16 protein-coding genes are annotated in these 26,024 nt (G+C 40.6%); 10 read left to right on the top strand and 6 right to left on the bottom strand.

From position 1 onward, the window contains the following. Window positions 1-95 precede the first annotated feature (95 nt). Window positions 96-497, bottom strand: a complete 402-nt coding sequence (locus B2906_RS01025; protein WP_219958425.1) for a helix-turn-helix domain-containing protein — start codon at window positions 495-497, stop codon at window positions 96-98. Window positions 498-1,513: 1,016 nt separating this feature from the next. On the opposite strand from B2906_RS01025, the gene B2906_RS01020 reads away from it, so the two are divergent. From B2906_RS01020 to B2906_RS01010, 3 genes are read left to right on the top strand one after another with little or no spacing between them, the layout of a single operon-like run. Next, window positions 1,514-3,184: a TlpA family protein disulfide reductase gene (locus tag B2906_RS01020; protein ID WP_286935306.1), complete on the top strand. Its 1,671-nt coding sequence runs from the start codon at window positions 1,514-1,516 to the stop codon at window positions 3,182-3,184. 4 nt (window positions 3,185-3,188) lie between these two features. Further along, the gene (locus tag B2906_RS01015) at window positions 3,189-6,401 is read left to right on the top strand and encodes a SusC/RagA family TonB-linked outer membrane protein (RefSeq protein WP_286935304.1); all 3,213 of its coding nucleotides are present in this window, start codon (window positions 3,189-3,191) and stop codon (window positions 6,399-6,401) included. 23 nt (window positions 6,402-6,424) lie between these two features. Beyond that, window positions 6,425-7,789 carry a RagB/SusD family nutrient uptake outer membrane protein gene (locus tag B2906_RS01010; RefSeq protein ID WP_286935303.1) on the top strand — a complete coding sequence of 455 codons (1,365 nt, stop codon included), beginning with the start codon at window positions 6,425-6,427 and terminating at the stop codon, window positions 7,787-7,789. A 41-nt stretch (window positions 7,790-7,830) separates the two neighbouring features. On the opposite strand, the gene B2906_RS01005 is transcribed toward B2906_RS01010, so the two are convergent. Continuing rightward, window positions 7,831-8,073: a DUF6520 family protein gene (locus tag B2906_RS01005; protein ID WP_286935302.1), complete on the bottom strand. Its 243-nt coding sequence runs from the start codon at window positions 8,071-8,073 to the stop codon at window positions 7,831-7,833. A gap of 138 nt (window positions 8,074-8,211) precedes the next feature. Between B2906_RS01005 and B2906_RS01000 the strand changes: the two genes are divergently transcribed. Both B2906_RS01000 and B2906_RS00995 read left to right on the top strand, forming a co-directional pair. Further along, window positions 8,212-8,370, top strand: a complete 159-nt coding sequence (locus B2906_RS01000; protein WP_286935300.1) for a hypothetical protein — start codon at window positions 8,212-8,214, stop codon at window positions 8,368-8,370. A 1,553-nt stretch (window positions 8,371-9,923) separates the two neighbouring features. Beyond that, entirely contained in the window at window positions 9,924-11,207 is a 1,284-nt protein-coding gene (locus B2906_RS00995; RefSeq protein WP_255590545.1) for a glycosyltransferase, read from the top strand. An 18-nt stretch (window positions 11,208-11,225) separates the two neighbouring features. On the opposite strand, the gene B2906_RS00990 is transcribed toward B2906_RS00995, so the two are convergent. After that, window positions 11,226-12,215, bottom strand: coding sequence for a polysaccharide deacetylase family protein (locus B2906_RS00990; protein ID WP_219958430.1), 990 nt, complete (start codon window positions 12,213-12,215; stop codon window positions 11,226-11,228). A 217-nt stretch (window positions 12,216-12,432) separates the two neighbouring features. After that, window positions 12,433-13,389: a GNAT family N-acetyltransferase gene (locus B2906_RS00985; protein ID WP_219958431.1), complete on the bottom strand. Its 957-nt coding sequence runs from the start codon at window positions 13,387-13,389 to the stop codon at window positions 12,433-12,435. A gap of 1,193 nt (window positions 13,390-14,582) precedes the next feature. Between B2906_RS00985 and B2906_RS00980 the strand changes: the two genes are divergently transcribed. From B2906_RS00980 to B2906_RS00965, 4 genes are all read left to right on the top strand, one after another. Continuing rightward, window positions 14,583-15,401, top strand: a complete 819-nt coding sequence (locus B2906_RS00980) for a polysaccharide biosynthesis/export family protein (RefSeq protein ID WP_286935298.1) — start codon at window positions 14,583-14,585, stop codon at window positions 15,399-15,401. Between the two features lie 5 nt (window positions 15,402-15,406). Beyond that, a complete protein-coding gene (locus B2906_RS00975; protein ID WP_286935296.1) occupies window positions 15,407-17,866 on the top strand; it encodes a GumC family protein in 2,460 nt (819 codons plus the stop codon). 13 nt (window positions 17,867-17,879) lie between these two features. Continuing rightward, window positions 17,880-18,611, top strand: a complete 732-nt coding sequence (kdsB, locus tag B2906_RS00970; protein WP_286935294.1) for a 3-deoxy-manno-octulosonate cytidylyltransferase — start codon at window positions 17,880-17,882, stop codon at window positions 18,609-18,611. 1,310 nt (window positions 18,612-19,921) lie between these two features. Beyond that, a complete protein-coding gene (locus B2906_RS00965) occupies window positions 19,922-21,574 on the top strand; it encodes a T9SS type A sorting domain-containing protein (RefSeq protein WP_219958435.1) in 1,653 nt (550 codons plus the stop codon). A 29-nt stretch (window positions 21,575-21,603) separates the two neighbouring features. Here the strand turns inward: B2906_RS00965 and B2906_RS00960 are convergent, their stop codons facing one another. Continuing rightward, complete coding sequence (locus B2906_RS00960) at window positions 21,604-21,885, bottom strand: hypothetical protein (protein WP_219958436.1); 282 nt, start codon at window positions 21,883-21,885, stop codon at window positions 21,604-21,606. Window positions 21,886-22,045: 160 nt separating this feature from the next. Further along, window positions 22,046-24,832 (bottom strand): putative LPS assembly protein LptD, encoded by a 2,787-nt coding sequence (locus tag B2906_RS00955; RefSeq protein ID WP_219958437.1) that lies wholly within the window; start codon window positions 24,830-24,832, stop codon window positions 22,046-22,048. Here B2906_RS00955 and B2906_RS00950 point away from each other — a divergent pair. Beyond that, window positions 24,831-25,631, top strand: coding sequence for an N-acetylmuramoyl-L-alanine amidase family protein (locus B2906_RS00950; protein WP_219958438.1), 801 nt, complete (start codon window positions 24,831-24,833; stop codon window positions 25,629-25,631). The genes B2906_RS00955 and B2906_RS00950 overlap by 2 nt on opposite strands. The last annotated feature ends 393 nt before the right edge of the window (window positions 25,632-26,024 follow it).

Here is a 26,024-nt window from a genome sequence, read left to right as displayed (position 1 = left end):
CGGCTTAAAAAACTAAAAATAAATATGAAGCCATAACTCCTGAAGTGACTCCGATTAAAAGACTGATTAAATGATTCTCCATAAGAATTCAATTTTTACTTCCCCTCCAAAATCTTCCTGATCGCCTCATTCATCTGCATCATCGTTTCCATCATTTTCATCATGACCTCAGTTTGTTTTGCATCAGTTGCTTTATAAATACTATTAGTCTGAATTGCAATATTGTTTGAACCAGTTATTGATTCAACATAATGGCCAGGCTGAGCAGTTAAAATCTGAATAGGATCAACTTTTAAAAACTCAGCTACTTTTTGGATTAGCTCTATAGTGATCTTACTTTCACCCCGCTCATATTTGGTATAAGTAGCTTCCTTGATTCCAAGAAAATCAGCAACTTCCAATGCTTTTTTATCTCTTAATTTTCTGAAAGTAGATAGGTTTCTCCCTATGGTTTTGTTCTCCAAAACCGTGAATTCTGAATGATCTGCTTCTCTCATAGTTGTACTTTAGTATTCAAAAATAGGACTTTATCTTTTAAATGGCTTGAATTTTTTCAAATAGTAGTGTAATACTACTTTGAGTATAGTTTATACTACCGAAATTATTCTTTTTTCTTAAAATATCCATTTAAAATTGTCTGAGAATCGTTTTTAGATGAGGATTTTTGAGACAATAACTGCCATTTTTCCATTTGCTTCTCTCAATCAGGGAGAGTGTGCAGGATTAGTCTGTCTTCAATCAATTACGAAGGGAGCAGATGTAGGATTTAATACCTACAAATGGCTCTTTCCCAGGAAGCCAAAAAATCCAATCTGATTAAAACTTAACACTTTTCTACTCGGGTTGCTCTTTTATTAAGAAGTAGGGTCAAATACTAATCCGAGGAAATTTTTCTCTTAAACCTATTATTTGCAGCCATTTACCTGGCATGGTGGAAATCGTTGATTTCTTTTTTGTATCAAGTAGCTATCCTACCATCTTTGAGTAGGGAATAAGTATTAAGTGGATTATTGAGCCTTATTTGGAAAATTCTTCCGCCTTCGTGCTCCCGTCCTCAAGCTTAAATCTATGAAAACTCAAGTCTTACCTGAATTGGAATGGTGGCCTTGGTCCAATCCAAAGCAACTCTTTAAAAACCTGATTAAAAACCCTACCTGAACCTATTTTTTCTCCCTGATTGCTTCCCAAGGGGCTTGTATTACCCAAGGGGACTACCACCGATGATCAGGGAGTGACGTCACTGTTGACTGTCGACTTTTGACTGTCGACTGTTAGATAAGCCTTCCGCTGCAGAGGATTTTCGCTTATTACATTTAATCAATTTCTAATCAAGACCGACCAGTCCTAAAGACATTTGGGAGTTGGAATGGGAGAGCTATATCCTATAAAGTGTTTGTTGGTTACCATCAACTTGCTGTTTAGGCATTTCAGCTTTCAGAATTCTAATTTCTGATTTTCCCCTTCCTTCTCCAGGCTTCTGTCTTCTGTCTCCGGTCTTCCAACTCTTTTGAGCATGAAAAAATTACTACTCACATGCTTCCTGGCATTGCTATGCCTTGTCGGGAGGTACTTGGTGGCATCGGATAAAGTTGCCGATTCACCCCCGGGAAATGGTCTTGTTGATGCCAGTTCCCTCCAATCAGGGCGGGAGGAAATCATTCCTTCTGCCTCTGATTCCCCAGATCCCAAACCCAATTCCAACTTACTTTTCTACACGCAACTCATGCAGAGAGCCTCAGATTCAAAGGTTAGAGTAACCTTTTTGCCAGATCCCATGGATGCATTCTCCGGAGCTCCGGATTTTCAGGAATATTCTGACTCGTTTCAGGCGGGAACTCTTTATGACGGTGCCTACGGAACAGTCTGGTCCAGAATTTCCATTCCTTCCAAAAGACCGGGATACCTTTCACTTTATCTCGATGAGCATCCTGTAATCCAGAATTTCCTGGCCTTTCCTACCGACAGTATCCATCTGGTACTGGATCCAAATGCAGGTCAAAAAATATTCGCTGGACCATCCTATGCACTGTATGAATTGCAGGACAGGCTTCACACGCTGCTGGAACAGTCCATGAAAAGAACGGGAATCAGTATCCATCATCGGGAAGGGGAGAAAGTCTTCTCACATCCTGATATCCAGGAAGCCTTTCTTAAAAATCAGCAGGAATTTGGGCCCAAACTCCAACTGACACAAATCAATGTGGCAGAGATGCTGCAACAGCTGGCCCTGGAAATGGAAGAGGACAGTTTCTGCAGGGAGGTGGAGCGCTTGATTCTTTTTTATCACAAAAAGATTCCGGATGCTGTGTTGGACTTTCTGCATGCCCAAACCTTGGCTGATTATTTTCTTTCCAAAGTGGGCCGACTGCAAACCCTGGCGGGTTATGCAGGGGACTCCCTCAGAGAAAAAGGGATGATTGAAGAGTTTATCCGACAAATGGACCTGGGTAAATCCATCCCCCTGGAATTTGGTTTGGATCTTCCTTTTGCAGAAAAGGTGGTGGAATTAAAGCTCAAACTGGCCGAGTTGGAATCCGGTCTCAAACCTGAGAGTACAGAAAGCCATCTAACCAGCCTGGGTTCAGGCCTGGAAAGGGACCTGATGATTTCAAAATGGGTTTTCCGGCATATTAAATTAGGGAAAGGCACTTTTGAGAAGCTGGATAGTCTCCAAAATCAAATTTCCAATCCCAACATCAGGGAAAAATTGCGGGGAATTGTCCGAAATGTCAAAGCCGGAGAACGGGTAGGGAACTTTGGTTTCCTTGATGAACAAGGCGAAAAGGTAAATCTGGATCAGTTCAAAGGAAAGACCCTGTTGATCAATACTTATTTTACCGGCTGCAGTGCCTCCTCCTCCTATTACAGCCGGGTCTTATCCCGCCTTGAATCTGCCTTGAAGGACCGGGATGAGCTGCTGTTGATTTCCCTTTCGGCAGACCGCTCTGAGGAAACATGGAAAAGAGGACTGGCAAGCGGCCTTTACAATTCCGACTCCTGGATTCGCCTTTATTCGGGAGAAGAGGGCTATTCCCATCCCTTTTTCAGAAAATACCTGATTTCCTCAGCCCCGAGACCTCTACTGATTGATCCTGAAGGAAACCTGATAGCAATTCAGGATCTCTATCAAAATCCTGAAAGACTGCAACAGCTACTCGCAAATCATACATCCATCAAACTTTGAAATCATGGAAAAGAAACTAAGAATAATCATCCTGCTACTGGCCTATGTTTTCCTATCGGGAGAACTTTATGCCCAATCTTTTACCTTGAAAGGAAAGGTTTTATCCTCCGAAGATCAAGGTGCTTTACCCGGAGCCACCATCCGCTTGGCTTCCACCAATCAGGTGCAAATAACCGATTCTGACGGATTGTTTGAACTGAAAACTCAATTGCAAGAAGTTGACATCACGGTTAGTTTTATCGGTTTTCAAACCCAAACCCTGAGTATTCAGCTACCCAGGGAAGAACTGTTGGAGGTCTATCTTTCACCCGATTCCTTTGGTTTGCAGGAGGTGGAGGTATTCGCTACCGGTTACCAGGAAATCCCCAAAGAAAGGCAAACGGGGTCTTTTGTGGGGCTGAATGAAGAATTGATCAATCGAAGAATCAGTACCTCCATATTGGATAGGCTGGAAGATGTAACTCCCGGACTGGTCTTCAACCGCGCGGGTTCAGGAACGGACAGAATCAGCATCCGAGGCCGTTCTACCATTTTTTCCAACGCTTCACCCCTGATTATCATAGACAACTTTCCCTATGATGGGCCGATTGAAAACATCAATCCAAATGATGTAGCCAGTATTTCAGTACTGAGAGACGCGGCCGCTGCCTCCATCTGGGGAGCCCGAGCCGGAAATGGGGTGATTGTGATTACTACCAAATCCGGGAAAAAAGGCCAGGCACCTCAGGTCAACCTGATGCTCAATACCACCTGGGTAGAACAACCTGATCCTTTCTATCAGCCTCTGATGAGCAGTGCAGAGGTAATTGGAATGGAGAGGTCACTTTTTGAGCAGGGCTTTTACCTCAATCAAGAAAATTCCCCTTTCCGCACGCCCCTTACCCCGGCAGTGGAAAGCCTGATTCAAAACCGGGATGGGATGATTTCCGATCAGGACCTGGAAGCTAGACTTTCAGCCTTTGCCACCCGGGATGTGAGAAAGGATTATGGGCGTTACCTCTATCAGTCTTCCCTGAATCAGCAATACAATCTGAATGTCAGAGGTGGTTCGGGAAATTACAGATACTTTGTGTCTGCGGGCTGGGACTCCAACCGGGAGGAACTGGTAGGCAACAGCCTGGACCGATATACCCTTTTGACCAATCAGAACCTGAGTTTATGGAAAGATCGCCTGAATTTGGGGCTGGGAATCAATTACATCCAAAATAGAACAGCAGGCTCCAACAGAGGACCTTCTTCTCTGCGGTTTACCGGTGCACAGCCCTTGTATGCCTATGCGCAACTCACAGATGAGCAGGGCAACCCCATTGGATATTATCCGGGAATCCGGGAAAGTTTTGCCAGAGAGGCTGAGGAAAAAGGCCTCTTGCCCTGGATGCTGAATCCACTGGAAGAGTTAAGCCTGGTGGAAAGATCCAGTCAAGTGGAGGATCTCAGGCTTAATTTGTCCGGTACGCTCAAACTGTTGGATGGAATTAGTGCGGAAGTTTACTATCAATATTGGTCTGCTAACAGAAACAGCGATGAACTGAAAAGGGAGGATAGCTTTGCCGCGAGGGATTTGATCAATCGGTTTACACAGCAAAATACCTCCGGACAATTGAGCTTTCCCATCCCCAGAGGTGCAATTCAGGACTGGAACAATCAACGGAGTGAAAGTCACAACCTGAGAACTATTCTAAGGGCAGACAGATCAGTAGGGGAGAAAGGGCAATTGAATGCGCTGGCAGGTTATGAATTCAAAACCTTGAGAACTGAGGGAGTAGCGAGCAGATTATACGGCTTTAATCCGGAGACAGGAATAGGAATTCCGGTGGATTATGTGAGTTTATTTACACAATACCCCACCCCTTCCACCCGCGCTGTGATTCCTTTTAATGACAGGAATACAGGCACGGCAGATAATTTTATCTCCTACTTTTTAAATGGATCCTATACCCATGCAGGGAAATATACCTGGAGCTTCAGTGCCCGCAGGGATGCATCCAATCTGTTTGGGGTAGAAACCAATCAGCGGGCTGTTCCGCTCTGGTCATCAGGTCTTGCCTGGACACTTTCAGAAGAAGGCTGGACTTTACCTTCCTGGATAGATTTTCTGAGAATCAGGACTACCTATGGGGTCAACGGAAATGTGAACAAATCAGTAGCGGCTTTGACTACAGCAAGATTGATAGGAAACAGCAGGTATACCGCGCTGCCCATTGCAAATATTATCAATCCACCGAATCCCAATCTGAGATGGGAACAAATCAGGATTTGGAATATAGGCTTGGACTTCGATCTCTGGAAGGGCAGAATAACAGGTTCTCTGGAGGCATTCAGAAAAGAAGGGAACGATTTGATAGGGGATATCCCATTGGCTCTCAATACTGGGGTGGATTTGTTTCGTGGAAATTTTGCTTCCAGTCTGGGTAGGGGATTTGATTTGCAGCTGGGCGGAAATTTAGTGAAAGGACCTTTCGCATGGAGATTGGATTTTTTCCATTCCCATGTCGTGGAGAAAGTAGTGGATTATGAAGTAGAAACCACGGTGTTGAATTATTTGGGACAGGCCTCCGGGGCAAACCCTTCATCCCCGGTATTTCCTCTGACAGGAAGACCAATATTTGCCATTTATTCCCTGCCTTTTGTGGGCTTGGATCCGGATACGGGCGATCCCCTGGGTTTATTGGATGGGGAACCCTCCAAAAATTATGCAGCCATTATCAACAACGCCAGTCCTTCGGATTTAACTTTCCATGGGTCTGCAAGACCTACCCATTTTGGTTCCTTCAGAAATACCTGGTCTTGGGGGGCTTGGAACCTTTCTGCCAACCTTACCTATAGACTGGGGTATTATTATCGAAGAAATTCCGTCCGATATCTTCCCATCCTCAATGGAGAGCAGGGGCATGGGGATTTCTCCAAGAGATGGCAGAGCCCGGGAGATGAGCTGATCACCAATGTGCCTTCCCTTCCTTCCAATAGGGACAGTTTCAGAGATAACTTTTATGCCTTTTCATCCGAGTTGGTAGAACGCGGAGACCATGTTCGTCTTCAGGATATCAGATTGGGATATGAATGGAGTCCCAAAGCCAAACCTTATAAAATTGAGCTGTTCAGCTATGCCAATAATCTGGCCATGCTTTGGAAAGCGTCCGATGATCCCCTGGATCCTGATTTCAGAACCATGAACCCCCTGCGTTCCTTGACTTTGGGCCTCAGGCTACAGTATTAAAATAAATCAAAATGACTACAAAGATGAAAAAATATCAACAGTTAAACCGAACCCTTTTCTTGGCAGGGCTACTCTTTTTGGGAGCTTCCTGCTCAGGGATTTTAGATGAAAAACCTGATAAGGCCCTGATTGTACCCACCACCATTTCCGAATTGTGGGCATTGCTGGACAATAACTTGCAGGTGATGAATGCAGAGCCTTCCCAGCTGGATGCCTCCTCGGATGACGTAGTAATCCTGGATTCCAGACTATCGGTGTTGGACGAAGATTCACGAAGAATTTATACCTGGTCCAGGGAGCCAATCAACAGTGCAATGAACACGGATTGGTCCCGTCCCTATGATCAGGTTTTTTTCTCCAACGTGGTATTGGGAGAGTTGGAGCAATTCGGCAATTCGGAAAAGTCCACACCGGAATGGAGAAATCTCAAAGGATCCGCTCACTTTTACCGGGCTTATGCCTTTTTCTCTCTAGCAAGGTCTTTTTGCCTGGGTTACGATCCTCAGACAGCAAGCAATGAATTGGGTATTGTATTGCGGGTGGATTCAGATATCGCTGTTTCCTTACCCCGAGCAACTTTAAAAGAAACCTTCGAGCAGATTATTCAGGATTTGGACACGGCTGAACCCTTGTTGCCTGAGACTGCTTCGGTGAATACCCGTCCATCCAAAGCGGCAGTTTGGGCCATGCTTTCCAGAGTGTATCTGTATATGGGGAATTTTGAAAAAAGTCTGGAAGCCGCCGACAGAGCCTTGAATTTATACGACACCTTACTGGATTATAACCTAATCAATCCAAGTCCGGCAAGGCCTTTTGTCGGGAATTTGGACGAAGTGATTTTTTACAGTGAGTTGTTGTTGAGAACCTATTACTTTTTTTCGGCAGGATCTGCAATTTCCCCGGAGCTTTATGCCAAATATGAAGAGGATGATTTGAGGAGAAGTTTATTCTTTTTTCCAAGGGCCGGACTGATGGCATTCAGGGGTCAATATGCTTATCTCGCCAATGCATTTGGTGGCTTGGCAGTGGACGAATTATGGTTGAATAAGGCTGAATGTGAGGTTAGGATGGGACAGACTCAGCGTGCGGCCAACTCCTTGAATACGTTGTTAGCTAAACGATTTAAGACAGGTACGTTTATCCCCGTCACTGAGCTAAATAGCGAAGCATTATTGGAAAAAGTCTTGGAGGAGAGGAGAAAGGAGCTGGTATTGAGAGGGATGAGATGGGGGGATATCAAGCGGCTGAATGTTCTGGGAGGCAACATCTCCCTTAGCAGAATTATAAACGGAGAGGAGATAAGGCTTCCGGAAGGTGATCTGCGTTTTGCGCTTCCCATTCCCCAGGATGAAATTGACAGAAGTGGTATCAGGCAAAATCCGAGGTAATTTATAAAGCGGGCAGGAGTGAGCCTGCCCGCAAAAACTGATTAAAGCGGGATATACTCCCCTGCTTCTTCAGTGCCCGGGATCATTTGATCCTGTTCATCAAACCTGGCTGTACATGAAGTTTGAGCTTCATCACAGAGGTAGGGTTGAGATTCTGAGATTTCAACCCATTGATTATTGACCAATGCTTTCAAAGTTCCCTGGGGAGGACTGGAAAAAGCAAAGGCTAAAGTCGCTCCCAGCACCAATGCCAGTGCGGGAAGCAGTTTTGCTAGTTTATTCATTGTTGTGGACCCTTTTTTAACACATCAAAAAGGGACAAACCGTTTTGGTTGTTTGCCTACTCTAACAAGGGTTTTCGGCATCTCCCTGGAGGAGGTTCACCGGTATTGGCTTGTCTCTCACCCAAACCATCGAGAGAAATGAACTTCCGTATTTTAACTATATTTATCTCACTTTTTGCAGCCTTACTTGCAGGTTTTCAGGCTGCTGGGCCAGTTTCCACAGCTGGCCCTCTTTTTCCTCTAACCTTTGAGGTTTTCCAAACCTCGAAGGTTTTGGTAATTGGAAAAGAAACTTAAAAATGAATGATGAAAATCAGGGTAGCCATTTGGCCTGATGGGAAAAATAAGTTATTCAAATTGAGCCATTTGGCGGGTTTTTAACGAAAAAATTGATGAACATAATTTATATCGACTCGCGAACTCAAAAAATCTCTTGAAGGGTTGATAAAGAGTTTTGGTTTCATCTTGCTGGCATTGAGTCACTGTTTCCAAACGGAGATCGAGGGCCAGCGCTGGGGTGAGATCGGTGAACCGTGATCCGTGGGTTAAAACCCACGGCTATTTAATCGTCCGCTCCTTTGGAGGTTTTACCGCGATTCCGAATGAAGGTAAATCTGCCGAAGGCATATGTTGATGATATTTTTTTATCTATTTCACCGCAGGCGTATTTCTAAGCTCCTCGGCTCCACGACAGGAGTCGGGAGCAATTCCGAGGTCTTATTGTAGGATTTGTAATCCGAAGAAATCTTTAGGAGTTTGCCATAATTTGGGGTATGAACGTAATTTATACTGACCCGCCAATTCAATAAATCCTCTGGATGGTTGATATAAGGTTTTGATTTCATCTTGCTGGCACGGTGATTTCGCTTCCAAATAAGGTAAAAGGGCCAGCGCTGGGGGAGGGTGGTGGTGAATCTTTTACCCCGAGTTGCACTCGGGCCTGCGCGCCTCAGGCGTGGCTAATAAATTACGCTCTTTCAGAGCTTTTGATCAAAGCTGTCTTCAAGGTTTATTTCGCCGAAGACGTATTTCTATCTTCTTCCATACCTACGGCATGGAGAGGATATTTTAAATCCTTTTTCTACCAAGCTTAAATCCCTACGGGATAAATATCTCGCCGAAGGCATATCTTAAAAATTATCTTTTAGGTATCTTTTAATTATTTCGCCGCAGGCGTATTTCTTTTATTTCTAATGTATTTCCCTCTCCGTCTTGCTGGCATTGACTCATCTTTTTCAAATGTAGCGATTGTGCCAGCGCTGGGGGACAGCGGTTCATTTTGGATCCAGGGGTTAAAACCCCTGCCTGTCCGCCGTGGCGGGGCTAAAATATCCATCGCTCCTATGGAGTTTAGCTTGAAAGGTTATTTCGCCGAAGGCGTATTTCTTTTTTTTCTATAGTATTTCTCAAAAATCCCCCTTGCCCCCTTTACCAAAAGAAATCATCCTAAATTGAATTTACACTTCCAAAGGGGGAATTGACCCGTATCTTGCCGAAGGCATATCTTCTCTTATCTTAAAAAATATCTTATCGATAACTTCGGGTTAAGGAATATTTCGCCGAAGGCGTATTTCTATTTATTTCCACAGTATTTCTCAATAGTTCCATACCTACGGCATGGAAAGTAGGCTCAGAGCCATTTATCTACCAAGCTGAAATCCCTACGGGATAAATATCTTGCCGCAGGCATATCTTCTCTTATCTTAAAAAATACCTTATCGATAACTTCGGATTAAGGAATATTTCGTCGAAGGCGTATTTCTTTTATTTCTACTGTATTTCCAATTATATCTAAAGTATTTCTTTAAATATCTTTAATTAGGTTTGTATTCTAGCCTGATTATTACCCCGTGTCCAAAAAAATTAAAGTACTCCACCTGATCAAATCCCTGGGAAGGGGAGGGGCCGAAAAATTGATTCCCGAAACAGCTTCTGTGCATGATCAGAACAGATTTGAATTCCACTGTCTGTATTTTTATCATCAGCAAGAAAATATCGTCGATGAATTAGAAAGAGCGGGAATTCAAGTACACTTAATTCCTTCTGGAAACTTGGGGCTTTTTTTTCAGGTTAAAAAAGTTAGCTCTTTTATAAAGGAAAATAACTTTGACCTGATCCATGCGCATTTGCCTTGGGCTGGAATTCTCGCTCGATTCGTGGGGCTGAACCTTCCTATCCCTATTGTATATACAGAACACAATACTTGGGATAGATATAATAAAGTGTCATATTGGGGAAATAGACTGACTTTTAAGAAACAGGACTTGGCAATTGCTGTTTCCAATGAAGTGGCGCTATCTATGCAACTCAACTCCATTTGGGATCCTTATAAGCGTGGCGGAAGACTGAAAATCAGAGTCGTTCAGAATGGAGTTAATACGGAGGTTTTTAAGAAGCGAGAGACGAGAAGCGAGAGGCTAGAAGCGAGAAGCGAGAAGGGAGAGATTAGAAGTGAGAGGCGAGAAGCGAGAAGCGAGAATGAAGATGTGAGAAGTGAATCGAGAGTTGAGATACGAGATTCTAGAGAGGAGAAACGAGAGAAGGTAGTTGAGGTAGACTCTTTGTTAATTAAAGAACGAATGGGAATTCCTTCTTCTTCCAAAATAATCGGAAAGGTGGCAGTTTTTAGATCTCAAAAGAGACTTTGGCTTTGGGTAGAAGTAGCCATCCGGATTTTAAAAAAACATCCAACAACTCATTTTCTTTTGGTAGGCGATGGAGACTGGAGAGAACGAATAGAAAAACAAATCAAGGATTCAGGTTTTGAAAAGAACTTTCACTTGGTGGGGGTGCAAAAGGAGGTAATCCCATACTTGAATCTCATGGATATTTATCTCAGTTCATCTGAATTTGAAGGTCTGCCAATAGCAATGCTGGAAGCCATGGCTTGTGAGATTCCAGTTGTCTCTACCCGGGCGGGAGGAATTGGAGAAGTCATTCAGCATGGGAAACAAGGATTTTTATGTCATGTGGATGAATGGGAACATTTGGAGGATTACTCCATACAACTCCTGGAAGATGAAGAATTACTAGCAAAAATGGGAATTGAGGCAAGAAAGCAGGTAGAGGAAAAATTCAGCATGCAAAGTATGGTAGAGCAATTAGAAAAAATATATGAAGAGGTATTGAGCTAGTTTTCAAACAGTGCCAGTCTAAGCTTTATCGGCAAATGCATGAATACCTTTTATTTTTTGACTTAGTGATTCCATAGAATGAGAATCCATCCCATATTGGCTTCGTAATTGATCGAAATGAAGGATCAAGGATTCAAGCTCTTCCATACTTTCTTTTGGATTATTTCCAAAATTATGGGGATGCCACCAAAGATGATAATGCTCTCCTTTTTTTGCGGCCTCTGACATTTCCTGTTTGATCCGATTAAGACGAACTTTGTTAAAAATAGCATTGTCAGGACTATAAGGCCTTAAAATTCTGGAAGCCGGAATGATCAATGGTTCGTTTGGGAAATTAGAGATACTCTCAGATGAAAACGAAGTACTACTTCCTAATGGAAAAAAGCAATCTGCGGATCTGAATATTTTTTTGCTCAAATCCTCATGCTGAGTTTCTTGCCAAAACCAATTTTTTGGATTCCCTCTCACGCATTCAAATCCTTCTTCCAGACAAATCCCCAAGTAGAGTTCATTGATGTGGTTTCTTGGAAAAACCAATGATTTTAATTTGATGCCAAATTTGTCCTTGGCTATCTTCTGACTTGCCTGCAAGTCTTGCCTGAATTGATCCGGGCTTTGACCTCTCATCAACGTATAATAATGCGCGTAGGTATGAGAGCCTAAATCCTGCAAGGGAGTGTCTAAAATCAGATGAATCAAATCAGGAGCAAAATGAACCTCGGGTTTAATTCCGTGTACCTTACTCCAATCATAAGCGGAGTATTTTTTTTCTCTATAAGAGGGAAGAAACTCAGGAGAATATTTCTTCCATTCCTCTTCATTTTCTGCGAAAAGCATTCCCACGGTAGCCCAAGTCACTCCAATTTGATTTTTGGCAAAGAGATCCAGCATTTGGGGAATGATTCTTCGGGTATTTTCAAAATATTCGGGTTTGTATTTATTCCCTACTTTGTCAAAAATCCCCCAAAGAAGCTCAAAATCAAGTGAAATAATAAGAGTTCCAGGCATACTAAACAGCTAATTGAAAATGAATACTTAACTCCGTTTGAAAATCGAAGAGCTTCAACGAAACTTTCAAATTCAATTTAAGTAAGATTCTACTTTTCTATAAGTATTGAGAAAGAAATTGATAGATAATTGATGTGATTAGTGGATCTAAAAATTATGATCAAAATTAATTATGGATAGGGAATTTTAAAAAACTTATTAATCAGGGTATTTAGGCCTAAAATAATTCCAGATCTCCCAAGCTCCAATTCCACATCAACTGTTGATCATGAAGAATTTCTTTCAGAGGTTTGATGGTAACCAGGGGGCCTCGTTGTAGAACCGGAGATATCCCCAAGTCCAATTTATCTGCATTGTAACTTAGGCCTGAGAAGGTACTAAACCGGATTTCCTCCTGTTTAATTAGGTTCCTAAACTGCTCGTTCAATTCCTTTTTTTCAATTTCTTCGAAATTTTCTCCGCAAAACAAGTCACAAACCCTCAGTTCCTTGCCCCATTTTACTTCTTTGATTCTATAAACCAAAAGATAACTTTTGAAATCACTGATATAGGAATAATCCGCTACAGGGCAATTTTGATACCTCCATTGTATATAGCCTGGCTTTAGTCTTGATTGAATCAGATCTATTTTAGGATTTGGTATTGCTTCAAATTCTTGAATTAGTGGTGCTGCAGCATCCCATTCAAAATTGTTTCTTGGAATGTCACTGGGGCGGAAACTTATATAGAACTGGATTTTGAGGGGAAGACGTCCCCATTTTTTCCAGCCCATTTTTAAGTAACCGGGAAGACTTTTGGTATTTGGTGTGTTAAAAATGAGATCGTAATTCTCCTGCTTAACCTGATCTAACAAAGATTGAGTTAATTGGGTGAAAATTCCTTTTTTCTGATGATTGGGATGTACTGCAGTGTCTACGGCACGTCCACATTTATAAATTTCAGAACCTTGAGAAAACTCCCATTTCAAAAAAGCGCGGACACCTGCTAGCTCTCCATTTTCCTCTGCCAGCAAGACTGGGGAGGGTCCGAAAGGATTATCTAAGTGTTTCCATCGCCAAAATTCAATGGATTTCGGAAGTAAGCTTTCACCCAGTGATGATCTGAGTAGCTGAATAATTGAGCCAACGTCTTTTTCTTCCGCCTTCCGGATAATCATATTCTTACTTTCACTCAAAGTAAATACTAGATTTTAGAATTCCTTGATTCCGACTACTCTTTTTTATGTGACTTACGATAATCAAACACAAATTTCAATGGTAATTCTTGGGCTTTTTGGAAATAAGTTAAAGTCAAGCTGTTGATATTGAACTGGTTTCCTGTCGCTCAATACGTGAAAAATTTAATTTTAGTATAAAAACCTGAATTACACTTAAAAAAATCAAATTAATATTTTTCTGATTATCCGCAATTATTCCAGTTTCCTTATTTCTTTACTTGGCTGGTTGGATGCTTCGACTTCGCTCAGCACAGGCGACCGATGACCGAAGACCGAAGCTTCCAGATTTTGATCCTTTTAGCAGACAATAAGCCCTATTTTTGTCAGTACTGGTAATAAAGCAGATATCCATATTGCTTTTAGATTAATTCAGTACTAGCTACGAAATATTGTATTTTTTTAGAAAAAATTTATGATAAAGATTTAGTCATTATTAACTCTAAAGGAGCAGATTTTTAAGATTTTGCTTTAGCCGAGTTTATCTTTGTGAACTACTCTTAATCGTGCTCATTTTGTGCAAATTGAGATTTTAGTAAAAGGCTTAAATCTCTTTCTAATTTTAGTCTTTCAGGCCTGTTTCAAATTTGCCCAATCTATACTTTTTGATACCGTATCGAATCCTGTAAACATGAAACTTGACCTAAGAAGAAGGGCCATTTTCAATAAAAGTAACTAAGTTATCTCTGTATATGCTTGCTTTGAGATATCATTGCCGATAACCTGTCCGGACAGAAATGCAGAAAGCCGAAATACTCGATCCAAAATAGTAAGTCGCGTGGCTATGTAGTAAATAACAGATAATTTAAAGACCTTTTGCACTCTGTCAACATCAGCTCCGAAGGAGCGTAATTTTTTAGAAAAAACTATGGTAAGGCTTAAATCTTCTCCAGCTCCAAAGGAGCGGGATTCTTAATTGCCATCCTTCCTTTATTAATATTCACCTTAAATCAGGTCGTCCTTCTTTATGTAGCATTAGCTTTCTTTCTTTGTCTGGAAATAAAATTGGATTCCTGCTAAGATTCCGGATTTTCATAAAAAATAGCTCAATCTATCTTTATCAATATTCACGTAAATTCCGTCGAGTCATTTCTAGCCATTCGGTCAACACAACATTTTCTATATATTTGACTTGATTTAATTCCATTCCAAAAATGAGATTACTCTCTATCTTCTTTTTAATGCTTTTGATGGCCACTGGCTGTATCAGTAATAAACGTATCACCTACCTTCAAAATCTTTCTGACAGTACCTCCTATGCTCTAGATGAGTTTATTCCTTTTGCAGAGGTAGATTATAAATATGTACTTCAGCCATTTGATATAGTTGAAATCGATTTTGCAAGTTCGGATGAAGAGTTGACCACTGCCTTTACCTTTCAAAATTCTAGAGGAGGCGGATTAGGAATGATGGGAGGCGGAGGAGGCCAGGGTTCGGATCCGCTGTATTTCAGAGGATTTTCCATAGATCAGGCGGGCTATGTAGAGGTGCCCAAATTGGGGAAAATTAAAATAGCCGGATTGACGGAAGAGGAAGCCAAAGAAAAAATACAGTCTGGTATTAATGAATTTTTCAAAGAGGAAGTGTTTGTAAGATTGAGAATTGCTGGCATCAGATATACTACCTTGGGAGAATTTAATAGCGTGGGGGTTAAGATTATTTATAAGAATAGAGCTACTATTTTTGATGCTTTGGCCAATTCTGGGGAAACTACCTTGTTGGGGAAAAAGAATAAACTTTTTATAATCCGTCAGTATGATGGGGGCTCGAAAATCCATCAAATTAACCTGAATGACAGGGCATTACTGGCCAGCCCCTTTTATTTCATTCAGCCAAATGATATCTTGTACATGGAACCGATGAAGATCAGGCAAATTGGTTCGGCAGATAACCTTGCTAGCGGTTTGGCATTGTTCGGTGGCTTATTGGCATCTACTTTGTTATTGCTTAACTTGTTTATAGGAGGGAATTAATTTTTATGGAGAAGTTAGATCTCAGTCAGTTAGATAATGAGGAGAAAGCATTAGAGATACGCTACGTAGTAGCCAAGTATATTCGCTACTGGCCATGGTATGTGTTATTTACCATGATCTTCTTGATCGCTACTTTTTTGTTTCACCGCTATACCGTGGATGAATATGAAGTAACGGGTTCCATGGTGATCAAAACCAATACCTCTCCTGAGGCTAGGATCATGGATAGATCCAATATTTTTAATTCTGGAGTAAACTTGGAAAATGACATCTTGAGGCTAAGATCCAAGAACCTAGCCCGGGAAGCTTTGAAGAAATTGCACTTCGATGTAGAGTATTTTGCCAAAACAAACATCAAGGACATTGAGCTCTACGACAGATCTCCAATTCGGGTGGATGTGGATTGGGGGCATCTGCAGGTTACTGATACACAGGTGGAACTTCAAATTCTGTCTGATGAAAATTTTAAATTACTTCCTTACACAGAAAGTATATTGGATATCAACTCAGCTCAGGCTTCCGGTGATGAATCCATTTACAACAAGACTTACACCTTTGGTCAGGAAGTAGAAACCGGTCGCTCCAAGTTCACAGTGCACTTGGTCAATCCGGGAAGAGTGGGGGATATCGTTATTTTCCAATTAAAGAATCCATCTTATCTAGAAGAATATTGGGCGAGGGCTATTCGGGTGAATCTGGAAAATGACTTCAGCTCCGTGCTTAGAATTACTACGACTACCAAGGTGGTTGAAAAAGGAAGAGATTACATCAATTCTTTAATGGAGTCATATATTAATTATGACTTAAATGAGAAAAATAAAATTCAGGAAAACACCATTGCCTTTATCGAGGAGCAATTAGGTTTCTTGGAGGATTCACTGAAGCAAAAAGAGCGGGAACTGCAGGAGTTTAAAGTTGAGAATAAGTTATTGGACGTATCAGCTGAATTTTCGAACATCCTGACCAAAATGAATACTCTGGATGAAAAGAGTGCAGAGTTGGATTATCAGCTTAATTATTTTGAACAGATACGGCGCTACATGGAGATGAAAAGCAAAGACTTTTCAGATGTCATTGCCCCTTCTGTAATTGGAGTTCCGGATCCTCTTCTTAATGGTTTGATTCAAACTTTGGTAACCCTTTCTCAAGACAGAAGAAAACTCCTGGCTACAGTGAATGAGAATCACCCGGAAGTAGTTAAGATAGATGTGCAGATGGAGAAAGTTCAGGATGCATTGTTTGAAAATGTAGTAAACCTGATTGAAAACACCCAAAAGCAAAAACAAAGTATTACCCGTGAGATCCGAAGCTATGATGCTCAATTTGCTACCCTTCCTGAATCTGAATCGAAATACACGGGTATTTTCCGGGAATTTAAATTAAGAGAGTCTCTCTACACATACCTTCTAGAGAAAAGAGCTGAGGCTGGGATTGCCCGTGCATCCAACGTATCCGATAATGCAATTTTGGATGCTGCGAAAAGGGGTACATTGGTATTCCCAAAAAAGCAACAAAACTATGCCCTTGCTATAGCACTGGGGCTCTTGCTTCCATTTGGGTTTATCGTAGTCAGAGATATGTTTGATGATACGATCAAGGATCAAAGAGACTTGAAAAAGCACTTTATGATTCCTCAATTGGGTGTCATTGGTTATTCACAAAAAGAGACCAACAAGGTCGTTTTGGAGCATCCAAAATCAGCAGTGGCAGAGTCATTCAGGTCCTTGAGGTCTGCGATCACTTATTTGGCAAGTGGAAAAAATACAAAGCGGATATTGGTGACATCTTCTGTATCGGGTGAAGGAAAAACATTTACTTCTCTCAATTTAGCTTCAGCCATGGCTTTGGGTTCCAAAAGAACCGTGGTTGTAGGAGGTGACTTGAGAAGACCTAAACTTGCGCAATACTTTAATCAGTCGGACAAAGTTGGACTTTCTACCTATCTAATCGGCAAGGTGGAGGCTCCTGAAATTGTGATGAAATCAGACAATGAAAACCTGTATTTCGTACCATCAGGTGTGATTCCTCCCAACCCGGCAGAATTGCTTCAAACTCAGAGATTGAAAGACTTTTTGGATTATCTAGATCAAAACTTTGATGTGATCATCTTTGATACACCGCCAATGGGTTTGGTATCAGAGACCATAGATCTGATGCGATTATTTGATATCAACTTGTACGTAGTTAGGCAGAATTATACCAATAAGGATCACTTGGTAATGATCAATGACCTCTTTAATAACAAGCAGGTGAAAAATGTATATGGGGTATTTAATGGAATTATTAATTCAGGATACCATTATGAGGGATACAATTATGGGTATGGTAACACCTATCTTTATTCCCAAAACAATAAGTACATGTACAATTACTACGGGGACGATCTAGAGGCTAAGAAAAAGAAGATTAAACTGAGTAAAAAACCTTGGTTTAATAAGGTTAAAAAGCTTTTTAAAACCCGATAAGTAGATTAATTCCTTGAAAACAGCAGCCCTTATCCCTGCCCGTTTTGCTTCAACCCGTTTGCCTGAAAAGTTGATCCAGGATTTGGGAGGTAAAACGGTGATTCAGAGAACTTACCTTTCTACCTTGGAAACAGGTGTTTTTGATGAAGTTTGGGTAGTGACAGACCATGAGTTGATCCAAAAACAGATTGAGGAATTGGGTGGAAATGTGTTTTTCAGTCGAAAAGTCCATGAAAGCGGTTCGGATAGAATAGCTGAGGCCCTATCCCAAGTAGATGCCGAGATTATTATCAATGTTCAGGGAGATGAGCCCTTTCAAGACAAAGAGTCCCTAGAGGAGCTTAAAAAAGCCTTTGAGGATTCCTCGGTAAAGGTTGCCTCATTATATTTTAAAATTTCCGAGGAAGATGCAGTCAATCCCAATTTTGTTAAGGTAGTTCTGAATGGGCAGTCGGATGCTTTATATTTTTCCAGATCCCCAATTCCTTATAATAGGGATAAAAAACAAGGTATTTCCTATTTAAAGCATGTTGGAATTTATGGGTACAGAAGAGAGGTTTTGGAGAGTTTTCCTACTTGGGACAAAGGGAAGTTGGAGGAGTTGGAGATGCTGGAGCAATTGCGGTTGTTGGAAAGAGGAATCAAGATTCGAATGGTTGAAACTAACCATCAGGCTATAGCGATTGACACAGCCGAAGACCTGGAAAAAGCCAGGGAGTTTCAAAAAAGGTTAGGGAAGGATTGAAGTTGGAAGTTTTAAATCAATAAAATCCTTGGAGGGTTATTATATGGTTTCCGTATCGTCTTGCTGGCATTGAGTTATCTTTTCTAAACGAAGCGATTGCGCCAGCTTTGGGGAAATTTATCTTCCTTACCTCGGGTTGCACCCGAGCCTGCGCGCCTCTGGCGTGGCTTTTAAAGGGTTCAGCCCTTTCAGGCTTTGAAGAGATTAAATTTTTGATCTTGATGCCTTAAATCTGAGAAGGATCAATTCCCCCTTTGGAAGTGTAAATTCAGTTTAGTATAATTTCTTTTGGTAAAGGGGGCAAGGGGGATTTCTCTGCTTTGACCATATCGTAGGATTTTCAATCCAAAATTAAGAGGTTGAAACCCTCCAAGGGTTAGTACAAAGAATGGTTAAGATTTTTTTTGATTGATTCATTAAATTAAGAAAACCCTTGGAGGGTTATTATATGGTTTCCGTATCGTCTTGCTGGCATTGAGTTATCGTTTCCAAATGGAGATCTTGGGCCAGCGCTGGGTTGGTTACCGTTCCTATTTATACCCCGAGTTGCACTCGGGCCTGCGCGCCTCTGGCGTGGCTAATAAATTACGCTCCTTTGGAGCTTTTGATACGAATACGATCAGAGGCCTATATTGCCGAAGGCATATCTTCCATTATCTTTGAAATATCTTTAGATCTATTCGGCGCCTTCCAATTATTTCGCCGAAGGCGTATTTCAATATTTCTATCGTATTTCTACTTTCTTCCATACCTCCGGCATGGAGAGGATACCTTAAAACCTTTTTCTACCGAGCTTAAATCCCTACAGGATAAATATTTCGCCGAAGGCGTATTTCAATATATTTCTATCGTATTTCTACTATCTTCCATACCTACAGCATGGATAGGAGTCCTTATATCCTTTTTCTACCAAGCTTAAATCCCTACGGGATAAATATTTCGCCACAGGCGTATTTCTATTTTTTTTAACTGTATTTCTATGAATAAATATTTCACCACAGGCATATATCCATTTATTTCTACTGTATTTCTCAAAATTGATGTCTCTCAACACTCATTTTTCTACGTAAATTTTAAAATACATAGCAAGTAGAATTTTATACAGTGATTCAAATACAATTTTTCGCATCATAAATTGAATTATAAGCTGTTTAATATAATTTTTCCTATAACTCTTGTTTTAAAAAATATATTTTTAAATTGAATCATAAATAACTGAAAAACAGAAGGTTAAGTGTAATTTTGATATACAGGAATTTGCCTTTGAAGCCTGTTTTTTAGTTGTATGTTTTTTATAAACTATTGATAAAATGCGGTACTTATGCTTTAGTATTTTTATCATATTTATGCTTCTTGGGATAGAGGGGAGTGGACAAACTTATACCTATAACCCAAGTAAACCGGGTTGTGATGGTACCTGGACTAATGGCCTTTGCTGGGATAAGGTCAATGTAGCTGGATGTAGTCTGAACTCCCCAAGCTTGTATCCTCCTTTGATGCCTTCAGCTTCTTTTCCAAACTTTAATTCTTATAGAAATAACTGTAAAGTAACAGTCAATATTTCTCAATCTTTGGTATTAAACCCAGGGTTTGATTTTGGATTTTATTCTCCTGTCTATGAATTCAATATTTCTAATGGCGCTTTTTTGACCATAGATAGGGATCTTCACTTGATGGAACAAAGTAGTGTCACAATCAATAACAGCAATGGTACGGGCGATGCTCTTTTTACAGTCTCAGGGGCTATTTATTATCGAAAGCAATCTTCCTTCATTTTGACTCCATATGTATCATCAGAAACGGCAAGTATTATCAATCCTGCTACCAATACTTATGACGGTGTTTTATTTCATGTACATCCCAATGCAAGTTTAAGAGTTAGTGGTTACGCTGCCTTTCCAAACTCAAATACAAATTACTTTCTGATTGAAGGTTTATTTGAGGCCAATCAAATCTATTTGTCTGCGGGTAACCCGGGTTTTCAGGATAATAGATTGCCAGCCAAAAATCAATTGATTGTAAAGGGGAGTTCTGCTGCTACAGCTAATATTTGTACTGGGATCACCGTTGAAGGTGATGCCTATGTTATAGTGGAGGCCGGAGCCACCCTCAATCTGCCAGAACTAAATCTGGCAGGCACCGGATTGTTTGATAATTACGGGAATACATCTATTGAGAACGTGAACTTCAGCGGTTCAAGTCTATTTAGGTTTTTCCCCGGGTCTAATTTTGAGTATAATAATTTCACAAAGTCAGGAAGTACGGTCCTTAGTAAATGTGGTACAACTGTCGCATCCATAACTACTCCCGTGGGATCTTGTACTGCTACGATGAGTAGGAATACAGATCCTGCACATTGGGAAAGTTTGACAGGTGATTTTTGCTTCAGACTTCTTCCGATTTATATTGGCGAGATTACCGCAACTGCTAAAAAGGAATCCGTTGAGGTGAAATGGGAAACCTTATCAGAAACAGGAGAGGAACAATATGAATTGGAACGTTCATTAAATAGTAATTTGGAATGGGAGGTAATTGCAACTATTCCCTCCAAAGGTCCATCTCAAATTTCTAAATGGTACTCTTATGAGGATTTAGGCGCCACCATGCTGTCCCCATTGATTTATTATAGAATTCACAGAAAGGCTGAAGAATCTGAAAGCAGTAAGGTAATTTCTGTTTTAAAACCAGCTGATCTGGAAATAGGAGAAGTCTGGCTGGCATACCCTAATCCGTTTTCAAAAACATTTCGGCTTGGGAATAAAAATTTGAAACCAATGGATTATGAAAAAACTCAAATTAGCCTTTACAATGGATCTGATCTTTTAGGAAATTGGGAGTCTTCCAATCTTTCTGAATTGAATAAGCGATTGGAGGCCTTTTCCTCAAATTTAAAGGATGGCGCATATTTTCTGAAATTGACAAAAGGAAACCAAACACAAGTAATTAAATTGGTAAAGCAATAAATGGTTGAGCTTCTTTGAAGGGCCTTAATTCATTCCTTTTTAGAACTATTATTCTTCTCATTTTCATCCTTTAATTTCTCTCTCTTTTCTTCTTTTATTTTCTTGATCCTTTTTCTAAAGATCAAAAAAGTAATTAAAATGATGGCTGGAATGATGATGAAAATAACCACATTGGAGGTTTCAGATAGATCGACCGGTCCACTCGGCATGGGAATACCGGGTGATTTTTGAGCTTTGGCTACCGACGGGATCACACTCATTAAAATCGAAAAAATAGATATTAAGGGTAAAGACTTTTTGAAATTGAACATGTAATAAAAAGATTGATTTAGTTCAATCTAACAAAAATTTGTAAAAGTACAAATCAGGGCACTCTTTATTCGTACATCTTTTGCCTTTAAAGTGAAGGCAATGATGCCCGGTTCATTTTATTAGCTGTTGAAAGAAAGTAAGGGAATGATGGGCCAGGAATTACCGATCAAAGAAGGATCTTCTTCGGGAAACCTTTAAGTCCTGCAGAATGCTTGATTTTACGCGGATATCAATATTGTAGGAGGTAAATCTCCCAAATGGAACCCAGTTGACATTCATCTGCCAGCAATGAAGATCACGGGCTATTCCAATCATGGATTGGGTGATTGCCTGAGTCTGAAGGTCAATACCGGTATTGAAGTTGATTTTCCACTTTTCAGAAAGAGAAACATCCCCTGATAACTGTAATGCCTGAGTAATATTAGTCGTCCCTGTCGACTGTTTATTGTAATTTAAATTGTATCCAAAAGTCAGATTCCAAGGAATATTCCAGTCAATATATTGACTCGGGTCGGTTACAATTTGATTGATTTGGCTTTCTACAAATTCATTCATTACTCCTCCTTGCTGCATAAACTGGTTGGTCAATTCATCTCTGAGTTCTCCCGGGTTTTGAGCATTGCTGGGATTAATTGATGCATTCAGGTTTAAAGAGGCATTTCGGAGTGTTCCAAGCCCTTGTCCATTATTCCAGGCAAAAGAATTTATTCTTCTTTCTAGGGTAGCTCCACTATTATTGGTAATAGTCGTAGTTGCATAAGGGTCCAAAGTAGTGCTGACATTGACAGAGAGTTTCCTGTCAAAAAAGCTGGTTCTAGCAGAGATCCTTACGGGTTGAAGTTGAAAAGAGTCCGCAGCAAAATTATAGGAGGTGTTCAAATCCAAATTCTCTATCAGCGGTATCTTCTTGGTACTTTCTTCACTGGTGCTATCCTGATTGTTTTTGATTTTTGCTTCGATCACTGACCTTAAACTCATGGTCAGGGACCTTGATTCACCTTGAGGTGCTCCTCCATAAATAAAACCCTGATGCCTGTTATATAATCTTGTGGCTCCTTCGGCATTGGTTTGAACATTCTGAAAATAACCAAAAGACTCATTGGTGAAATCAGGAGTGTAGCTAAAGCCAAAAGAAGGCTGAATATGCTGACGGATCGTCTGAATTTTCCCCTTTTTAAAGTTGAAAAATCCGTATACGTTGGTGGTCATGGAAAATGAACTGGTATACGTGGTGATTCGATTGAATCCATTTTCTACCACTTGATCTACACGTTCTGAAACAGGATTGTAGAAAAATTTCAATTTTTGAAAGTACCAGACTTCATTGATATTCACTGAGCCGGTTCCTGTAAAATACTTGAAAAGTGTAAAGTTACTACTGATCGGAATTCTATGCTGAGCTCCATTATTGGCATTTTTTAGCAATAGGGCGAAATTAGCGGGAGTAAAATTAATCAGGGATGGAGCAGTAGTTCCTCCTAATTCTGGATCAATAGGCGTAGGGGACTGAATTCTGTTGGTAATGGAATTTTGGAAATCAAAATTCCAGGCAATATTCAATGTTTTGAGAGGTTCAAAATTGACGTTTTTGAACGGACTTTGTCTATTCATACTCACATTGAAATTCGGAAGCCTCAATCTCACCTCTCCTGTGGAAACCGACTGAGAATGCTGAGCTGAGGCCGACATAGAAAAAGGCGTTCCTGAAAATTGCTTAGTATAAGTGACGCTGGATTGAAGGTCAGAAGTAATGTTATTCTGGAAATTATTAGGGTTGACCACTGTATTAAAATAGCTGGTACTTCCTGCATTGACAGATGCTGAAAATCTTCCCGTTCCTCTTGATTCTGGGGTGTGGTTCCAGGTTACCCGGAAGGTATTATAGTCAACTGGATTCAATTCTGTCTCAGGTGATGTGAATTTTTGAAAATCCACATTGAACCCCCCGCTATATCTATATCGCTTTTTATATACAGACTGTGCTTTTGCTCCCCAGCCCCCCTTGGAATAGATGTCTCCTGTCAGGCGTGCGTGGATGTAATCGTTAATCGCGAAATAGTAGCCAAAATCTCTTAAGAAAAGACCTCGAACCTGCTCGCGTCCATAACTAGGGAAGATGATACCCGAAGCTTTTTCTTCTGGAGTATTAGGGATAAGTCCGAAAGGAAGGCCTAATGGAGTTGGAATTCCATTGAAGTATAAATTGAAAGGTCCTGATACAACCTGCTTTCCTTCTATGGACTTCAGTTTATTGGAAGATATGTGCCAATGCGGCTCTGTTAATTTACAGGTGGTATAATACCCGTGGTCTAGATAAATACTCCCGTCTGCGGTCTTTTTAATGGTTTCTCCCCGTAAAATCCCATCCTGTTGCTCCGTGACCACATCTTTGATGATGGCTTTTTGAGTTTTGAAGTTGTACCGCATTTCCTTCCGGATTTCATAGACTGCATCTCCATCCTTAAAGAAAGGGTTTCCTAAGATTGCTCCAGTGCTGTCTGTAACACCAGTGGCATAGAGTTCTGAATTTTTCCAATCGATCACGATGCGATCCGCATCCAACCTCATCTTTCCATATTCAAACCAGGCCTTATTATAGAGGTATACCTTGTTTGTTTCAAAGTCAGTAACGATACTGTCTTCAGCGAAATAGGTAATTTCTGAAAGTATTGGGCTAGAAGGCACAATTTTTGCCGAATCTTGAAGTGCAAGTGTATCGCTGGGAATAGCGAGAGTATCATTTTGGATGACCGGAGGAACCTGCAAAGTATCAGGTGCGGTCAGCTTTCTCTCCTGGGCACGGCCAGATCTCTGAGCTTCGGCCAGTTGGGGTAGAAGGATAAAAAGAAGAATACTGAAAAAAAGGAGTCTGTTTCCCTGCACTGCTGCTTGCGCTTTGATGAATTTAAGTGAAATTTCGCGTAAAGTTAATTTTATTGCCCTCATGGTACGGTCCAAAAACAAAAAAATTATTCTAAGTCTTATTTTATTGATTCCTTTTGTGTTTGGCGGGTTTATTCCCAATGAAACGATGATGCCGGCATTTAGGATGAAAAAAATCGTATTAGATGCAGGTCATGGCGGAAAAGATCCAGGAAATATAGGTTCTAGAGCCAGAGAAAAGGATATTAATCTTGCAGTTACTTTATTAGTTGGAAAATATATCAAGGAAAACCTACCTGATGTAGAAGTTATTTACACTCGGGATGATGATAGTTTCCCAACTTTAGAAAAGCGTCCTCAAATCGCTAATATTAATAAGGCTGATCTTTTTGTTTCCATCCATTCCAATTCCGCCGCAAATAAGTCGGCATTTGGAACAGAGACATGGATAATGGGAATGAAGCACTTTGATAATAACTTTGACATTGTTAAGCGGGAAAACTCTGTGATGTTATTGGAGGAAGATTATAAGGAAAGATACGAGGGATTCGATCCTTCTTCTCCTGAATCATACATTATGTTTAACCTGATGTCTCGCGCATTTTTTGAAAACTCTGTGTCTTTGGCAGATCAAATTGAGACACAATTTAAAGACCGTGTAGGAAGAAAAAGCCGAGGAGTAAAGCAAGGCCCATTCTATGTGCTTTGGACACCCTCCATGCCTTCTGTGTTGGTTGAATTAGGTTTTTTGTCCAACTCTGCAGAAGAGGCTTTTTTAATGAGTAAAGAAGGTCAGGAATATATGGCTTCAGCTATTTTCAGGTCTATCAGAGATTATAAGACCCAGATAGAAGGGAATTGAATAATTGAAAAATGGTAGAAATACGACTTTGGCAAGATAGATTTGGAAATACGGTGGAAATAAATTGAAATACGCCTCCGGCGAAATAATTATCCCGTAGGGATTTAAGCTTGGTAAAAAAAGGATATAAGGACTCCTCTCCATGCCGCAGGTATGGAAGAAAGTAGAAATACGATAGAAATATAAAGAAATACGCCTTCGGTGAGATACGGGTCAATTCCCCCTTTGGAAATGTAAATTCAATTTAGGACCAGAGCTTTTGGAAAGGGGGCTAGGGTATTTTGAATGAAATACATTGAAATACGCCTGCGGCGAAATATTCTTAAACCTTAGGTTATCGATAAGATATTTTTCAAGATATTATCAAGACATGCCTTAGGCAGATATACCTTC

The organism is Algoriphagus sp. UBA3586 (genome assembly GCF_002376385.1).
GTDB lineage: Bacteria > Bacteroidota > Bacteroidia > Cytophagales > Cyclobacteriaceae > Algoriphagus > Algoriphagus ornithinivorans.
Note: the sequence above shows the minus strand (reverse complement) of the source record. Positions and strands in the feature narration are given on the sequence as shown.

What these genes read in the sequence shown, in the direction of transcription:
- B2906_RS01010 (WP_286935303.1), top strand. Translation starts at nt 6,425, where the DNA reads ATGAAAAAATATCAACAGTTAAACCGAACCCTTTTCTTGGCAGGGCTA.
- B2906_RS00955 (WP_219958437.1), bottom strand. Translation starts at nt 24,832, where the DNA reads ATGAGGGCAATAAAATTAACTTTACGCGAAATTTCACTTAAATTCATC.
- B2906_RS01020 (WP_286935306.1), top strand. Translation starts at nt 1,514, where the DNA reads ATGAAAAAATTACTACTCACATGCTTCCTGGCATTGCTATGCCTTGTC.
- B2906_RS00975 (WP_286935296.1), top strand. Translation starts at nt 15,407, where the DNA reads ATGGAGAAGTTAGATCTCAGTCAGTTAGATAATGAGGAGAAAGCATTA.
- B2906_RS01005 (WP_286935302.1), bottom strand. Translation starts at nt 8,073, where the DNA reads ATGAATAAACTAGCAAAACTGCTTCCCGCACTGGCATTGGTGCTGGGA.
- B2906_RS00980 (WP_286935298.1), top strand. Translation starts at nt 14,583, where the DNA reads ATGAGATTACTCTCTATCTTCTTTTTAATGCTTTTGATGGCCACTGGC.
- B2906_RS00990 (WP_219958430.1), bottom strand. Translation starts at nt 12,215, where the DNA reads ATGCCTGGAACTCTTATTATTTCACTTGATTTTGAGCTTCTTTGGGGG.
- B2906_RS01000 (WP_286935300.1), top strand. Translation starts at nt 8,212, where the DNA reads ATGAACTTCCGTATTTTAACTATATTTATCTCACTTTTTGCAGCCTTA.
- B2906_RS00950 (WP_219958438.1), top strand. Translation starts at nt 24,831, where the DNA reads ATGGTACGGTCCAAAAACAAAAAAATTATTCTAAGTCTTATTTTATTG.
- B2906_RS01025 (WP_219958425.1), bottom strand. Translation starts at nt 497, where the DNA reads ATGAGAGAAGCAGATCATTCAGAATTCACGGTTTTGGAGAACAAAACC.
- B2906_RS00965 (WP_219958435.1), top strand. Translation starts at nt 19,922, where the DNA reads ATGCGGTACTTATGCTTTAGTATTTTTATCATATTTATGCTTCTTGGG.
- B2906_RS00960 (WP_219958436.1), bottom strand. Translation starts at nt 21,885, where the DNA reads ATGTTCAATTTCAAAAAGTCTTTACCCTTAATATCTATTTTTTCGATT.
- B2906_RS01015 (WP_286935304.1), top strand. Translation starts at nt 3,189, where the DNA reads ATGGAAAAGAAACTAAGAATAATCATCCTGCTACTGGCCTATGTTTTC.